Consider the following 15,449-nt stretch of genomic DNA (forward strand, 5'->3'; position numbering starts at 1 on the left):
CTTTTTCAACGATGAAACTTGCCGGTTAGCCTAGCGCACCGTCACCGGTGCGGGCAGCGGCTGCACCGTGGTCGGCTGCGTGCCGGGCAGCGGCGCCGCCGCCTGAGCCTGAGCCGACGCGGGAGCCATCGGGTTCGGGGGCGCGGCAGAAGCCGTCGCCGTTCCCGGCGGCGGACCACCGGGCAGCACAACCACGCGGGTGCCGACCTTGGCGCGTTCGAACAGGTCGGAGACGTCTTCATTCAGCATGCCGATACAGCCCGACGAGACGAACTTGCCGATGGTCGACGGCTGGTTGGTGCCGTGAATACGATACACGGTCGAGCCGAGATACATCGCGCGGGCGCCGAGCGGGTTACCCGGTCCGCCGGCCATGAAGCGCGGCAGATAGGGCTGACGCTCGATCATCTCGGTCGGCGGATGCCAATCCGGCCACTCGGCCTTGCGGGTGATCTTCTGCACGCCGGTCCAGGTGAAGCCGTCGCGGCCGACACGGACGCCGTAACGGATCGCCCGGCCGTTGCCCAGGATGTAATAGAGGTAGGTGTTCGACGTATCGACGACGATCGTGCCTGCCGGCTCCTTGGTCGCGAACGACACTTCCTGGCGGCGCAGATTCGGCGGCAGTTGCGCCGGGGCGTCTTCGGGCTGCTCGTCCGGCGGCAGCGCCGCGATCTGCACCGGCTTGCCGTTGGCATCGACCGGCGCCTGCTGCTGCGGCACGGCTCCGGTAACGCCCTCGGGCGGACGCATGCCGCCGCGGTCGTCGCCGTAGGAAACACCGGCGGCCGGAACGCCATTGTCGCGGTTAGCTTGTTGCGCACCCGGACGATCGCCGTAGATCACCGGCGGCGGCCCCATCGGCCGGCCATAGCGGGGATCATCGGGCGACATCACCGGGCCAGTCGGCGCGCCACGGTCGGAATAGACCGGAGGACCATTTATCGGACGGCCATAGCGCGGATCGTCCGGCGACATCACGGGGCCGGTCGGCGCGCCACGATCGGAATAGGTGGGCGCATTCGCCGGACGGCCATAGCGCGGATCGTTCGGCGACAGCACCGGACCGGGCGGCGGCAGTGCAGCCGAATCCTGCCCGTCATCGTCATTGAGAGCGTCGAAATCCGGCATGCTGCCCTGGGGGTAGGGCTGGGGCGCCGTCGAATAGGCGGTGCCCTGGGGCGCCGGATAACCCTGCTGCGCATGCGCAAGCGAGGTTCCTGCCACGCCGAGAGCCGCGGCAGCGCAAATCGTCAGAATGCGGTTGATCATCATTGCTCTGTTATAGTCCCCAAGCCACACCGGACTGTTAACGGCCCAATGCAGGAAGATAGCGGCGCATTCAAGACAAATCCGCGAAACCCGGGCTATTCCGGGCCTTTTGTGATTTCGCGTCAACGCTGCGGCAAAGATGTCTCACGGGTCGGCAAAGTCCGTCCAGATGGCCAAAGTCATCAATCACCCGCATTTTGTAACAAACAGTGCCGGGACGTTGCGATATCTTCGAATTGGCCTGATTCGCGCTCGCGACGCCGGCTTTCTTGTGTGGTCACCGCGTTCCCTCGACATCGAAGACCCTCCCGCAGAAGGGGGAACCCGCGCCCATGCTCCCCGGCCTTCGTTTTCTGTTCGCCGCGATCGTGCTGGCGACCTCGCTTCTGGTGTTCGGGTTAGGGGCAGCCGCGCTGTTTCGCGCGGCGCATGAAGAGTTCGCAAGCATTCCGGCCCGCCGGGCGCCGCCGCCCGAGCTGCAATTCGCGCAGCAGCCCGAGACCCCGCCAGTGCTTGCCATGGTCCGGGTCGACCCGCCCGCCGCCGACAAGGTGACGACCGAAACTCCGGCAGCCCCGTCCGAGCCGGCCGCGTCCGAACAACCGGCTGCTCCCGCTGAAATCAGCCCTGCAGCCGAGCCGGAGAAGGTCGCCGCCGTGACGGCGGATGATCCGGTCCCGACCGCCCCGCCGAAGCCGGAAGCCCAAGCCACGGAGACCCCCGCGCCAGCTCAGCCCGCCGACAGCGCGGCGCAGATTCCGACCGCAGATCCGTCGCCGGCATCGGAGCCGACGCCCGCTGCCGCCGAAGCCGCACCGGGGGCCACCGAGGACAAGGTCGCCGCCGTCGCCGATCCGCCCGGCCCCAGCGAGCCAGCGCTTCCGCCGCCGGCACCCGCGATGGCAGCGCCCGAGCCCGCCCCGCCGCCGTCACCCGAGGCGATGGCGGCCGCGACCAGGATCGCAACGCTGGGCGGGCCCGAAGTTGTTGTCGAAGCGCCGGTGGCGCCGAAGGCCGCTGAGGCGAAGAAGCCGGTGCGCAGCGCGGTCAGCAAGCCAGCACATCGCAAGGAGCGGCGGCGGATCGTCCGCGCGCAGCCGGTTCGGCAGGTCGTTCAGCAGCAGCTCGATCCGTTCGGCCAGCCGACCCTGGTGCCGCTCACCCGGCGCTAGCAAGCAGGAATGACCTGTCAGGCCGGTCCCGTCGCGATCGGCGGGCCGCTCGCCTGCCCCCATTCCGACCACGAGCCGTCATAGAGCGCGCTCTCGGTGACGCCGAGCCGGTAGAGCGCCAGCGTCAGCACGCCGGCCGAGACGCCGGAGCCGCAGCTCGTGACGATGGGCGCATCGAGCTTTACGCCGGCACCCGCGAACGACTTGCGCAGGTCATCGAGCGGCTTCATCTCGCCGGTCGCGGCATCGAACAATTGGTTGTAGGGCACGTTGCGGGCGCCGGGGATGTGGCCGGCGCGGATGCCCGGCCGCGGCTCCGGCGCGCGGCCCTCGAAGCGATCGGCGGCGCGCGCATCGATCACCTGCTCGGCACGGCTTTCGACATTGGCGATCATCTGCTCGATGCTGCGCACGCGCTTCGGATCGTAGCTCGCCTTGAAGGTCGCAGGCTTCGGCTTCACCTCGCCGCTCTCGACCGCCCTGCCCTCGGCGCGCCACTTCTTCAGGCCGCCGTTGAGAATGCGCACGTTGCGATGACCATAGGAAAGGAACATCCACCAGGCGCGCGGCGCCGCAACCCAGCCGCCGGAATCGTAGATCACGACGGTGTCGGAATTGCTGATGCCGAGCCCGCCGACGTCGCGGCCGAACTGCTCGGCGCTCGGAAACATGTGCGGCAGCGGATTGGCATGGTCGGACACCGCGTCGACATCGAAGAACACAGCACCCGGCAGATGCGCGGCAAGATAATCGTCCTTCGGCAACGGCAGCACGCCGGGCAGCTTGAAGGTCGCGTCGAGCACCTTGACGTTGGCATCGCCGAGATGCGCAGCCAGCCATTCGGTCGAAACGAGCGGATCGTCGGTCGTCGTCATTCGGCATTTCCTTCGTCATTCCGGGGCTCGCGCAGCGAGAACCCGGAATCTCGCAAGACAACCTCTGGATTCCGGCTCGCGACTGCGTCGCGCCCGGAATGACGGTGGATGGAGCGTTCAGCCCTTTTTCTTCGGCTCCCATGCCTCGATCGGCCCGCCGGCCTCGCGCCAGGCGGCAAAGCCGCCGCCCATATGCGCGACCGGCTTCAGGCCCATGTCCTTCGCGGTCTTGGCGGCGAGTGCCGAGCGCAGGCCGCCGGCGCAGTGGAAGATGAACTTCTTGTCTTCCTGGAAGATCGGCTTGGCATAGGGGCTGTTCGGATCGATCCAGAACTCGAGCATGCCGCGGGTGCAGGAGAACGCGCCGGGGATCTTGCCGTCGCGCTCGATCTCGCGGGGATCGCGGATGTCGACGATGACGACGTCGTTCTTGCCGATCAGCGTGATCGCGTCGGCCGCGCTGATGGTCTCGATCTCGGCATTGGCCTCGTCGATCATCACCTTGATGCCGCGGTGGATGTTCTGTGGCATGGGTTACTCCCTTTGTCTTTGTGCTTTCGCGTTTTCTGCCACCGTCATTCCGGACGGACGCAACGCGGCCGATCCGGAATCTCGAGATTCCGGGTTCGCTTCGCGCCCCGGAATGACGAAATCAAAGTCAGCGCACCAGCTCCCGCATCGCGTTCTCCAGACCTTCGATCGTGATCGGATACATGCGCTCGGAGAACAAGCGGCGGATGATGGTGGTCGATTCCGAATAGTCCCAGTGCTTCTGCGCCACCGGATTGAGCCACACCGCGTGCGGATAGGTGCGGATGATGCGATCGAGCCAGACCGAGCCGGCCTCTTCATTGACATGCTCGACCGAGCCGCCGGGAACCATGATCTCGTAAGGCGACATCGAGGCGTCGCCCACGAACACCACCTTGTAGTCGTGCGGGTACTTGTGCAGCACGTCCCAGGTCGGCGTGCGATCGGTGAAGCGCCGCTTGTTCTGCTTCCAGACGCCTTCATAGAGGCAGTTGTGGAAGTAGAAATATTCCATGTGCTTGAATTCGCTCTTGGCGGCCGAGAACAGTTCCTCGACCTGCTCGATATGCGAATCCATCGAGCCGCCGATATCGAAGAACACCAGCACCTTGACCGCGTTGCGCCGCTCGGGGCGCATGTGCACGTCGAGATAACCGTGGTTGGCGGTCTCCTTGATCGTGGTGTCGAGGTCGAGCTCGTCCGGCGCGCCGGTGCGCGCGAACTTGCGCAGCCGCCGCAGCGCCACCTTGATGTTGCGGATGCCGAGCTCGACATTGCCGTCGAGATCCTTGAACTCGCGCTTGTCCCACACCTTCACGGCGCGGTTGTTGCGGTTCTTCTCCTGTCCGATCCGGACGCCCTCGGGATTATAGCCATGGGCGCCGAACGGCGAGGTGCCGGCGGTACCGATCCACTTGGTACCGCCCTGGTGGCGGCCCTTCTGTTCCTCGAGCCGCTTCTTCAGGGTCTCCATGAGCTTGTCCCAGCCCATGGCCTCGATCTGCTTCTTCTCTTCCTCGGTGAGATATTTCTCCGCGAGCTTCTTCAGCCACTCCTCGGGGATCTCCGCCTTGCCCATGGCGTCGAGCAGGCTCTCGAGCCCCTTGAACACGGTGCCGAACACGCGGTCGAACTTGTCGAGATTGCGCTCGTCCTTCACCAGCGCGGCGCGCGACAAATAGTAGAAGTTCTCGACCGTCTGCTCGGCGAGATCGGCGTCAAGCGCTTCCATCAAGGTCAGATATTCCCGTAGCGTCACGGGGACCTGGGCGTCGCGCAGCGATGTGAAAAACTGCAGGAACATATTTACTTAAATCGCCCGCCCTGCCGGTGCCGTCAAGGGCCCCTCCCCCGGTTGCGGCTGCGGATCAGCCATTCACTTTCACTTAACCACCCCGGCCAGCTTCGGCTCCCGGCGGCGAAACGTGACATTAAGATCGGGCGTTGATCACTGGAGGCGACACGACGCCAGTGGACCCGACCGACTTGTCCAACAGCCCTGCCAAGCTGCCGAAACTGTTTTCGCCGACAGCGATCGTCGCCGCCGTGGTGGCGGCCATGAGCATATTCGTGCTGGGTCTGTTGATCTGGAAGGCGGTCGAGGCGCGCACCACGGCGCTGGCCCAGGGCGAGCACGACATCCGCAACCTGACCCACTCGCTGGCGGAACACGCCTCGCATTCGGTCCAGGCGATCGACGTGGCCATGAACGCCATGGTGGATCTGCTGAAATACCAGAAGCCGCGCGTCGACCGCTTCAACGCGGCGCTGCGCAAGACCGCCGACGCGCTGCCGCAGATCAAGGAGATCGGCGTGATCGACCCCGACGGCAACAGGATCTACTCGTCGGCCGCGGAGCTGCCAGCGCACAACAATGCCGATCGCGGCTATTTCATCGGCCATCGCGACTCGACAGATGCATTGCTGCATATCAGCGAGCCATTGCAGTCGCGGCTGACCGGTCAGCCGACCATCGTACTCTCGCGACGCGTCACCAGGGAGGATGGCGGCTTCGGCGGCGTGTTGTTCGCGACCATCGAGACAAGCTATTTCGACAACTTCTATCAAGCCTTCAAATTCGGTCCGCATGCCGGAATTACCCTGCTTCGGCTCGACGGCATGGTCTTGGCGCACTGGCCGGCGGGCAAGTGGAACAAGGAGGTTTCCGCGGCTTTCAAGGCGAGGATCGAGCAGGACCGGACGGGCTACACGAAAACCACATCGCCGTTCGACGGACGCGTCAAATATCTTGGCTTCGAGCGCGCTTCGCAATATCCGATCGTGGTCACCGTCGCCTTGCCGGAAGCCCAGGTTCTCGCCGCATGGCATGACGATTTGCGCAACGACCTGCTTGTCGCCGTCATCCTGATGGGAGGCGTCATCCTGTTCGCGATCCTGCTCGGCAAGGAGTTTGCCAAGCGCACCAGGGTCGCGCGGATGCTCAGGGAACGCGAGGCACGCTACCGGCTGCTGGCCGACAACATCGCCGATGTGGTGATCCTGCTGGACCGTAACGGCAGCTTCCTGTTCGTGTCGCAATCGGTCGAGACCATCCTCGGCCGCAAGCCGGACGATCTGATCGGCAAATCCTGCTTCGAGTTCGTGCACCCCGATCATCTCGCCGACGTCGCCAAAGCGACATCGGAATTGACCAACTGGACCACCACCAAGACCGTCGAATTCAAGACCTTCCGCGCCAACGGCAGCGAGGTCTGGGTCGAGATTAATTTCAAGCTTGCGGGCGCGGCGGAAGATCACCAAGCCATCGAGGTCGTCGGCGTGCTGCGCGACGTGACCGAGCGCCGCAAGATGGAGGACGAGCTCAACGCGCTGAACATCCGCCTGTCCGAGCTTGCGACCACCGATGGCCTGACGGCGCTCGCCAATCGCCGCAGCTTCGACAGCGCGCTGCCGCGCGAGTTCCGCGATCGGGAGCAGATCTCGCTGATTATGCTCGACATCGATCACTTCAAGGGTTTCAACGACACGCAAGGTCACCAGGCCGGCGACGAATGCCTGCGGCGCGTGGCGCGCGTGATCGCGGGCGCCACCGACAACACCACGGCGCTGGCGGCGCGATACGGCGGCGAGGAGTTCGCGATCATCCTGCCCGGCGTCGGCGAGCAGGATGCACTGAAGGTCGCCGAGGCGATGCGCCTCACGGTACGGTCGCTGGCGATGGCCAATCCGGCCGCGCGCCGCGGCGTGGTTTCGATCAGCCTCGGGATCGCCAGCCGGTCGGCCGCGACCGCGAGCGAGACCGAACTGCTCGGCCGGGCCGATCTTGCGCTCTATGAGGCGAAACGTTCGGGACGCGACCGCACGGTGCTGGCCTCGTCGCTCGCGGGTGACAATCATTCCGCGGGGCGGAAACAGTACGCCTGACATACTATGCGCCCGGTGCCGTCTAGGTACCGCTGCGCTGCGGAATCCGCGCTAGACCGCCCGGCTTTTTCAACTAGAATTGTACCGGACAAGATATCGGAGAGGACATGCGACCGCTGCGAGAGCGGTCGTTTCGTGTGGGGGCCGGGGCCGCCGACGAACGAAGCAAGGCAAACAGATAGATGAAATTCACGGGTACCAAGGACTACGTCGCCACCGATGACCTCAAGGTCGCCGTCAATGCCGCCATCGTGCTCGAGCGCCCGCTGCTGGTGAAGGGCGAGCCCGGCACCGGCAAGACCGTGCTGGCCGAGGAAGTCGCCAAGGCGATCGACGCGCCGCTTTTGACCTGGCACATCAAGTCGACCACCAAGGCGCAGCAGGGCCTCTACGAATACGACGCCGTCTCGCGGCTGCGCGACAGCCAGCTCGGCGACGCCCGCGTGTCCGACATCAAGAACTACATCAAGCGCGGCAAGCTGTGGGAGGCCTTCACCAACGAGAAGCGTCCGGTGCTCCTGATCGACGAGATCGACAAGGCCGACATCGAATTCCCCAACGATCTGCTGCTCGAACTCGACCGCATGGAATTCCACGTCTACGAGACCGGCGAGACCATCAAGGCGAAGCTGCGCCCGATCGTGATGATCACGTCGAACAACGAGAAGGAACTGCCGGACGCCTTCCTGCGCCGCTGCTTCTTCCACTACATCAAGTTTCCCGACACCGAGACGATGGGCAAGATCGTCGATGTGCACTTCCCCGGCATCAAGAAGCGGCTGGTGGAAGAGGCGCTGCGGATCTTCTTCGAGGTCCGCGAGGTGCCTGGCCTGAAGAAGAAGCCGTCGACCTCGGAGCTGCTCGACTGGCTCAAGCTGCTGTTGAACGAGGACATCACGCCGGAGATGCTCAGGGAGCGCGATCCGCGCAAGCTGATCCCGCCGCTGCATGGCGCGCTGCTCAAGAACGAGCAGGATGTGCATCTGTTCGAGCGGCTGGCTTTCCTCAGCCGCCGCGAAGTCTAGTTCCGATATCGGCAAACGCCGGGGCGATGGCTCCGGCGTTTTGCTTCTGCAGCTCCACAAACAAGAAGACCAGGGAAGATGAACGTCCAGACCCAGATCCGGGCCGCCGAGCCCGTCACCACAGAGCACTTCGACGTCCTGATCGCAGGCGCCGGCATCTCCGGCGTCGGCGCCGCCTACCACCTCGCCACGCAATGCCCCGGCACCAGCTTCGTGGTGCTCGAGACGCAGAAGACTTTTGGCGGCACCTGGTCCACCCATCGCTATCCGGGCATCCGCTCCGACAGCGACCTGCACACCTTCGGCTATCGCTTCAAGCCGTGGACCAGCGCGCCGATCGCGACCGCTGCAGAGATCCTGAAGTACATGGGCGAGGTGATCGAGGAGAACGACATCGCCCGTCACATCCGCTATCGCCACACCATCACCGCGGCGAAGTGGTCGAACGAGACCAATCTCTGGACCATCGATGCGACGCGCATCGACACCGGCGAGCGGCTGCGCTTCACGACCAATTTCTTCTGGATGTGCCAGGGCTATTATCGCCACGACGCGGGCTATACGCCCGAATGGACCGACATGGCGAAGTTCAAGGGCACCGTCGTGCATCCGCAGACCTGGCCCGACGACCTCGACTACAAGGGCAAGCGCGTGGTCGTGATCGGCTCCGGCGCCACCGCTGCGACGCTGATCCCGGCGATGGCCAAGGACGCCGCCCATGTCACCATGCTGCAGCGCTCGCCGACCTATTTCCGCACCGGCCGCAACGCCATCGAGATCGCCGAGGAGCTGCGCAGGCTGCAGGTCGACGAACACTGGATCCACGAGATCACCCGCCGCAAGATCCTGTTCGAGCAGGACGCCTTCACCAAGCGGACCTTCGCCGAGCCCGAGGGCGCCAAGAAGGACCTGCTCGCAGCGGTCGAAGCCGTCCTCGGCAGGGACTACGACATCGCCACCCACTTCACGCCGAGCTACCGGCCGTGGCGGCAGCGCATCGCCTTCGTGCCGGATGCCGACCTGTTCCACGCCATCAAGGGCGGCAAGGCGTCGGTCGTCACCGACGAGATCGACCGCTTCACCGAGACGGGCATCCTGCTCAAGTCCGGCAAAGAGCTCGAGGCCGACATCATCATCACCGCGACCGGCTTCCACCTCTCGGCCAATGGCGGCATCGACTTCGAGATCGACGGCAAGCCGCTCGACTTCGCCGATACCGTGACCTATCGCGGCATGATGTTCACCGGCGTGCCGAACCTCGTCTGGGTGTTCGGCTATTTCCGCGCCAGCTGGACCTTGCGCGTCGATCTGGTCGGCGACTTCGTCTGCCGCCTGCTGCAGCACATGAACGCGACCGGCGCGAAGAAGGTGACGCCGGAGCTGCGCCCCGAAGACCACAACATGCCGCTGCTGCCATGGATCGATCCGGAGAACTTCAACCCCGGCTACATGATGCGCGGCATGCACCTCTTGCCGAAGCGCGGCGACAAGCCGGAGTGGCAGCACAACCAGGACTACTGGGCCGAGAAGGACGAATTCCCGGCGATCGACCTCAAGGACAAGGCGTTCGTCTACAGCTGAGCTCCACCGTCTACGGCTGAGCTCCACTATGTTTCGCGTCATCCTGAGCTGCTAAAGCATGATCCGGAAAAGTGCGAAGCGGTTTTCCGAAAAGATCATGCTCAAACAAAGAGCTAAGGCGCGATGACGATTCAACCTAATCTCATCGCGCTTTAACGGCCACACACTCTCCGCTGTCGTCCCTGCGAAAGCAGGGACCCATACTCCGCGGCGGATGTTGTGGGGTGGGACTCGTCATTCCACCGGCACGCAACAATAACCATCGGTGGTTAGGGGTCCCGGCCTTCGCCGGGACGACGCTGAACGGTTATTGTCGTACGTATCAACTCCCTCACGCATACTCCGGCAGCTTCGCAGCCGCCTCCGGTGCCTTGCCGCGGATCATGTCGGAGGCCTTGTCGGCGATCATCAGGGTCGAGGCGTTGAGATTGGCCGAGATCATCCGCGGCATGATCGAGGCGTCGATCACGCGCAGGCCCTCCATGCCATGGACCCGAAGCTGATCGTCGACCACCGCCCACGGCGCGTCCGCCGGTCCCATCCGGCAGGTGCAGCCGGGATGGAAGGTGGTGGTGCCGCGCTGGGTCGCAGCGGCGAGCAGTTCGTCGTCGCTCGTGACCTTCGGACCCGGAAAGTCCTCATAGGCGTAGTACGGACTGAGCGGCTCGGAGGCGAGCAGCCGGCGCGCCAGTTTCATGCCGGCGACGACGACGCGGCGGTCGATCTCCTCGGCGAGATAGTTGGTCTGGATGATCGGCGGCGCGAACGGATCGGCCGAACGGATGCGGACATAGCCGCGGCTCTCCGGCCGCTGCTGCCATGACGCCACAGTCATGCCGGGCTCGTCCTCGAGCTGGCCCTGCACGCCTTCCTTGTAGCTCGCCGGAGTGAAGGTGAGCTGCAGATCGGAGCTCTCGGTGGTCTCGCCGGAATGCCAGAAGCAGTAGACCATGGTCGGCGACAGCGACAGCAGGCCGCGCCGCGTCGCCGCCCATTTGATCGCCTCGCCCCACAGGCTGAAGCCGCGGCGAAGCTCGTTGATGGTCCTGATATTCTTGACCCGCGCGACCGAGCGCGGCGCGTAGTGATCTTGCAGGCCTTCACCGACGCCAGGGAGCGCGTGGCGCACCTCGATGCCGTGCGCCTGCAACAACTCGGGCGCGCCGACGCCGGAGAGCTGCAACAGCTGCGGCGAGTTGTAGGCGCCGCCGGAGAGGATGACCTCCTTGGTGGCGCGGATCTCCAGGGGATCGCCGTGCTTGCCGCCGCGATTGTAGCGCACGCCGACCGCGCGCTTGCCCTCGAAGACGATGCCGGTGACATGCGCATGCGTGCGCACGTCGACATTGGGCCGCCGCCGCGCCGGATGCAGGAACGCGGTCGCGGCGCTGACCCGGCGTCCATTCAGGATGGTGCGCTGGCAGTACGACACGCCCTCCTGGATCTGGCCATTGTAATCAGGATTGCGCGGAATACCGAGGCTGACCGCGCCTGCCATGAAAGCCTCGCAGAGCGGGTCCTGCCAGTCCATCGTGGTGACGGTGAGGTTGCCGTCGCGGCCGCGATAGGTGTCGTCGCCCTCGCCGATCCTTCTCTCCATTCGCCGGAAATAGGGCAGCACGTCGGGATAGCCCCAGCCGCGATTGCCGAGCTGCGCCCAGGTGTCGAAATCCTGGCGCTGGCCGCGATTATAGATGTGGCCGTTGATCGAGGACGAGCCGCCGAGCGTCTTGCCGCGCGGCGCATAGATGCTGCGCCCGCCGGTGTAGGGACCCACCTCCTGCTGGTAGGCCCAGTTCACGCTCTTCATGTGGAAGGTCTTGATGAAGCCGGCCGGCAGATGGATGTAGGGATGCCAGTCGCTCGGCCCCGCCTCGAGCACGCACACCCTGGTGCCCGCGTCTTCACTCAAGCGGTTGGTCAGCACGCTCCCGGCGGAGCCCGCGCCGATGATCACATAATCGAACGTTTCCATCGTCTCGTTTCTGGCGCCGACTATCGTGTCAGCGCGGCTTTTCGTTGAGTTGATAGGTCAGATGCGCCTTCACCGTCGGCCATTCGCTGGCGATGATGCTGTAAACCACGGTGTCGCGCAACGTGCCGTTGGGTGCGATCTGATGGCTGCGCAGGATGCCGTCCTGCTTCGCACCCAGACGCTCGATGCCGCGCCGGCTCTGGTGATTGAAGAAATGCGTGCGGAACTCGACCGCGATGCAGTCAAGCTTCCCGAAGGCATGAGTCAGCAGCAGCAGTTTGCACTGCGTGTTGACCGCGCTGCGCTGCACACGCTTGGCGTACCAGGTCGAGCCGATCTCGACGCGACGGTTCGGCGTGTCGACGTTCATGTAGGTCGTCATGCCGGAAATCTTGCCGTCGGCGTCGAACACCGTGAACGGCAGCATCGATCCGGCCTTTTGCAGGCCGAGCCGGCGGTCGATCTCCTTGGCCATATTCTCCGGCTGCGGGATCGCGGTGTACCAGAGCTTTGACAGCTCGCCGTCCTTCACCGCGTCGACCAGCCCGTCGCAATGATCGTAGGACAGCGGCTCCAGCCGCGCATGTGCGCCGCGAAGGGTGACCGGTTCAAGCCAGGGCATTCGAGATCTCTCCATCCTTGTCATTCCGGGGCGATGCGCAGCATCGAACCCGGAATCTCGAGATTCCGGGTCTGGTGCTTCGCACCATCCCGGAATGACGATTGCGCTTCGCGAAGCGCAATCGTCATCTATTCAGAAAGTTCAGCGGCAATCCCGGCCGCGGCCAGTCCATCGCGATCAGCTCGCCCTTGCCCGACAGCGTGATGTAGGCGGTCTTCAGCTCGGGGCCGCCGAAGGCGATGTTGGTGGTGACGCGGTCGCCGGTCGGCACCTGCTCGACCACGGTGCCGTCGGGCGCTATCACCGAGATGCAGCCCGAGACCAGCGTCGCGACGCAGACATTGCCCGATGCCTCGACCGCGAGCGAGTCGAACATCTGGTAGCCGCCGAGGCCGGCGATCGGCTTGCCGCGCTCGCCGCGATAGATCACGTCACGCGGCTTGACGGTGCCGGGCTCTGAAACTTCATAGGCCCACAGCCGCGCGGTCGGCGTCTCCGCGATGTAGACGGTCTTCTCGTCCGGCGACAGGCCGATGCCGTTGGCCGGCAGGATGCCGTGCACCGCCTCGACGATCTCGTTCATGCCGGGCCTCAGATAGTAGAACGCGCCGACATCCATGTCTCGCGCGCGGCGCTTGCCGAGGTCGGAGAACCACAGGCCGCCTTGCCTGTCGAACACCAGATCGTTCGGCCCGCGCAGTTCGTGCTCGCCGCATTTCGTGACGACGGTCTCGACCTTGCCGGATTGCAGATCGACGCGCTGGATCGAGCCGCCGAGATAATCCTCCGGCTGCGGTCCCGGCATGATCATATTGCGGGTCGGAATCCAGGAGAAGCCGCCATTGTTGCAGATGTACATCTTGCCGTCGGGGCCGAGCGCCGCGCCGTTCGGGCCGCCCGGCACCTTGGCGACGATCTCCTTGCGCCCGTCGGGATAAACCCGCGTCAGCCGCTGGCCGCGGATTTCGACCAACACGACCGAACCGTCGGGCATGACGACCGGACCTTCGGGAAACTCCAGATCGGTGGCGAGAACTCGGATATTGGCCATGGCATCCTCCCGGCTCTTTGGCTGCAGGCGGATTCCGAACGGTCCCGCACGCGCAACGTTGTTGTTTCATCCCGTTATGGCAAACGGGGTTTGGCTTGCCAAGCAATGGCCCCGCAAGGCTGCCCGGCGTTGAGGTGGGATGGGCGCGCCGCAAATGCCCCTGTCGTCCCTGCGAAGGCAGGGACCCATACTCCGCGGCAGATATTGTGAATGGGACTCGTTGCTCGGGCGTCGCTCAACGGTGACGGCCTGTGGTTATGGGTCCCTGCTCCCGTGCGCAATTGCGCACTAAAGCGCGATGAGATTAGGTTGAATCGTCATCGCACCTTAGCTCTTTGTTTGAGCATGATCTTTTCGGAAAACCGCTTCGCACTTTTCCGGATCATGCTTTAGGCAGGGACGACACCGAATAGGTGGCACGGACAGTGAGTCAAACTTCCGCATTCTCGCGACATGATCTGTCCGAGCTTTGCTCTTCTTTCCGTCCTCTCATCAGCAGAGGGCGCAGGGAAAGCCGGGTGCCGATCGCACCCATGGGCCCCGAGCAATGGGTAGAAGGCTCGGGGGTAGGACCACAGGTGTAACCGGAAGCAACCCGGCTTTCCCTGCGCGATGGGTTACGGCTTATACGTGCTCTCCCCGGTGAGACTTGGCTTTTTTGTCACCGTCTTCACAAGACACGTTCGCGTTTTGCGAAGAGACACCTGCCGCTAGGGCGTCAGGCCTGCACGATTTCGCCGTCCGCCTTGCGTGCTCTCGTCAGCACCACGCGCAGCGTCCACCGCACCTCGACCCACGTTCGTGACGACCGCGAAGCGCCCCTCAATCGGGTGAGACGGCTGCTTCTATAGCACTGAGTTGCGCTTCTGATAAAGCGAAATATTTTCGCGTGCGAGGATTGACAGGTTTTGCTGGGTTGTTTTGTCGCACCCCTCTCCGTCGTCATTCACGGTGCGCAATTGCGCACCTGAGGGCGCGCCTCCTGGCGCAAGCCTCGGAATGACGGAGAGAGAATGGCCACGCGCTAGCTCAGCGTGCCCGCATGCACCCACCAGCCGGGGTGATCGGCGCGGAGTTGTTCGCCGGCCGCCTCGGCGTCGGCGTCGGTTCCGAACACGGCAAAGCAGGTCGCGCCCGAGCCCGACATGCGCACCAGGCGAACGTCCCGGGTCTTACGCAGCGCGGACAGCACGTCACTGATGACGGGCTGGATGCGCGCCGCGGGGGCTTCGAGATCGTTGGTGCCGCGCTCCAGCGCCGCGATCCAATCGTCGATCGCGCGGCCGGCTTCCGGCCACGACGGCGCCTGCATCACGACATCGGTGGCGCCGATCAGGAGTTCGCCATTGCGCAGACCGAGCGCATTGAAGACGTCCCTGGTCGCAACCGGCACGCGCGGATTGACCAGCACGCACGGCATTTTCGGCAGGTCGAGCGGCAGCAGGCCTTCGCCGACGCCGGTCATGTCGCAGGCGCGCGAGGCGACGCACACCGGCACGTCAGCGCCGGTCTGCAGCGCGACCTCCATGATCCTGCTATCGTCGAGCGAGAGCTCATTGAGCCGCGCCAACAGCCGCAGCGCCGCCGCGGCATCCGCCGAGCCGCCGCCGATGCCGGCCGCAACGGGCAGCACCTTCTCCAGCGTGAAATGGCCGACCTCGAGGTCCGCGACGCGCTCGCCGAGCAGCCGCGCGGCCTTCAGCACCAGATTGTCCGATGTATCGCCGCAGGCATCGGCCAGCGGTCCCGCCATCGAAAGCGACAGCTCCGGTCCCGGCTCGAGCGTGAGACGATCGGCGCAATCGGCAAACGCGACGACGCTCTCCAAGTCGTGAAACCCGTCGACGCGCCGCCCGACAACCTTCAGCGTCAGGTTGACCTTGGCACGCCCTTCTTCAATCAGCGCCGGCACGGCGATAAACCCCTAAAAAACAAACATCGTGATGCGATTAGCGTAAATC

Annotated in this window: 12 protein-coding genes; 4 read left to right on the forward strand and 8 right to left on the reverse strand. The window is 64.6% G+C overall.

Annotation, left to right across the window (positions count from 1 at the left end):
* Positions 1-30 precede the first annotated feature (30 nt).
* Complete coding sequence (locus tag ACVWY5_RS29810; RefSeq protein ID WP_028334814.1) at positions 31-1,275, reverse strand: L,D-transpeptidase; 1,245 nt, start codon at positions 1,273-1,275, stop codon at positions 31-33.
* A 329-nt stretch (positions 1,276-1,604) separates the two neighbouring features.
* On the opposite strand from ACVWY5_RS29810, the gene ACVWY5_RS29815 reads away from it, so the two are divergent.
* On the forward strand, positions 1,605-2,444 hold the full coding sequence (locus ACVWY5_RS29815; RefSeq protein ID WP_038377566.1) for a hypothetical protein: 840 nt from the start codon (positions 1,605-1,607) through the stop codon (positions 2,442-2,444).
* A 17-nt stretch (positions 2,445-2,461) separates the two neighbouring features.
* Here the strand turns inward: ACVWY5_RS29815 and sseA are convergent, their stop codons facing one another.
* The 3 genes from sseA to ACVWY5_RS29830 all read right to left on the reverse strand — a co-directional run bounded on the left by sseA (position 2,462) and on the right by ACVWY5_RS29830 (position 5,153).
* Positions 2,462-3,319 (reverse strand): 3-mercaptopyruvate sulfurtransferase, encoded by an 858-nt coding sequence (sseA, locus tag ACVWY5_RS29820; RefSeq protein ID WP_028334813.1) that lies wholly within the window; start codon positions 3,317-3,319, stop codon positions 2,462-2,464.
* 117 nt (positions 3,320-3,436) lie between these two features.
* Positions 3,437-3,850, reverse strand: a complete 414-nt coding sequence (locus tag ACVWY5_RS29825; protein WP_016847778.1) for a rhodanese-like domain-containing protein — start codon at positions 3,848-3,850, stop codon at positions 3,437-3,439.
* 127 nt (positions 3,851-3,977) lie between these two features.
* Entirely contained in the window at positions 3,978-5,153 is a 1,176-nt protein-coding gene (locus ACVWY5_RS29830; protein ID WP_028334812.1) for a vWA domain-containing protein, read from the reverse strand.
* Positions 5,154-5,335: 182 nt separating this feature from the next.
* Between ACVWY5_RS29830 and ACVWY5_RS29835 the strand changes: the two genes are divergently transcribed.
* From ACVWY5_RS29835 to ACVWY5_RS29845, 3 genes are all read left to right on the forward strand, one after another.
* Positions 5,336-7,234 (forward strand): diguanylate cyclase, encoded by a 1,899-nt coding sequence (locus ACVWY5_RS29835; protein WP_038377584.1) that lies wholly within the window; start codon positions 5,336-5,338, stop codon positions 7,232-7,234.
* 182 nt (positions 7,235-7,416) lie between these two features.
* Positions 7,417-8,259, forward strand: a complete 843-nt coding sequence (locus ACVWY5_RS29840) for an AAA family ATPase (protein ID WP_028334810.1) — start codon at positions 7,417-7,419, stop codon at positions 8,257-8,259.
* Between the two features lie 78 nt (positions 8,260-8,337).
* Entirely contained in the window at positions 8,338-9,840 is a 1,503-nt protein-coding gene (locus ACVWY5_RS29845) for a flavin-containing monooxygenase (RefSeq protein WP_028334809.1), read from the forward strand.
* A gap of 331 nt (positions 9,841-10,171) precedes the next feature.
* Here the strand turns inward: ACVWY5_RS29845 and ACVWY5_RS29850 are convergent, their stop codons facing one another.
* From ACVWY5_RS29850 to ACVWY5_RS29865, 4 genes are all read right to left on the reverse strand, one after another.
* Entirely contained in the window at positions 10,172-11,815 is a 1,644-nt protein-coding gene (locus ACVWY5_RS29850) for a GMC family oxidoreductase N-terminal domain-containing protein (protein ID WP_028334808.1), read from the reverse strand.
* Positions 11,816-11,843: 28 nt separating this feature from the next.
* Positions 11,844-12,437: a GNAT family N-acetyltransferase gene (locus tag ACVWY5_RS29855; protein WP_028334807.1), complete on the reverse strand. Its 594-nt coding sequence runs from the start codon at positions 12,435-12,437 to the stop codon at positions 11,844-11,846.
* 124 nt (positions 12,438-12,561) lie between these two features.
* On the reverse strand, positions 12,562-13,488 hold the full coding sequence (locus tag ACVWY5_RS29860) for an SMP-30/gluconolactonase/LRE family protein (RefSeq protein WP_028334806.1): 927 nt from the start codon (positions 13,486-13,488) through the stop codon (positions 12,562-12,564).
* A gap of 1,024 nt (positions 13,489-14,512) precedes the next feature.
* Positions 14,513-15,400 carry a 4-(cytidine 5'-diphospho)-2-C-methyl-D-erythritol kinase gene (locus ACVWY5_RS29865; protein ID WP_028334805.1) on the reverse strand — a complete coding sequence of 296 codons (888 nt, stop codon included), beginning with the start codon at positions 15,398-15,400 and terminating at the stop codon, positions 14,513-14,515.
* Positions 15,401-15,449 lie beyond the last annotated feature (49 nt).

Source organism: Bradyrhizobium sp. USDA 3256 (assembly GCF_054058275.1).

Bases quoted from the DNA above. Each gene is read 5' to 3' on its own strand.
- ACVWY5_RS29810 (WP_028334814.1), bottom strand. From the start codon at position 1,275: ATGATGATCAACCGCATTCTGACGATTTGCGCTGCCGCGGCTCTCGGC.
- ACVWY5_RS29815 (WP_038377566.1), top strand. From the start codon at position 1,605: ATGCTCCCCGGCCTTCGTTTTCTGTTCGCCGCGATCGTGCTGGCGACC.
- sseA (WP_028334813.1), bottom strand. From the start codon at position 3,319: ATGACGACGACCGACGATCCGCTCGTTTCGACCGAATGGCTGGCTGCG.
- ACVWY5_RS29825 (WP_016847778.1), bottom strand. From the start codon at position 3,850: ATGCCACAGAACATCCACCGCGGCATCAAGGTGATGATCGACGAGGCC.
- ACVWY5_RS29830 (WP_028334812.1), bottom strand. From the start codon at position 5,153: ATGTTCCTGCAGTTTTTCACATCGCTGCGCGACGCCCAGGTCCCCGTG.
- ACVWY5_RS29840 (WP_028334810.1), top strand. From the start codon at position 7,417: ATGAAATTCACGGGTACCAAGGACTACGTCGCCACCGATGACCTCAAG.
- ACVWY5_RS29845 (WP_028334809.1), top strand. From the start codon at position 8,338: ATGAACGTCCAGACCCAGATCCGGGCCGCCGAGCCCGTCACCACAGAG.
- ACVWY5_RS29850 (WP_028334808.1), bottom strand. From the start codon at position 11,815: ATGGAAACGTTCGATTATGTGATCATCGGCGCGGGCTCCGCCGGGAGC.
- ACVWY5_RS29855 (WP_028334807.1), bottom strand. From the start codon at position 12,437: ATGCCCTGGCTTGAACCGGTCACCCTTCGCGGCGCACATGCGCGGCTG.
- ACVWY5_RS29860 (WP_028334806.1), bottom strand. From the start codon at position 13,488: ATGGCCAATATCCGAGTTCTCGCCACCGATCTGGAGTTTCCCGAAGGT.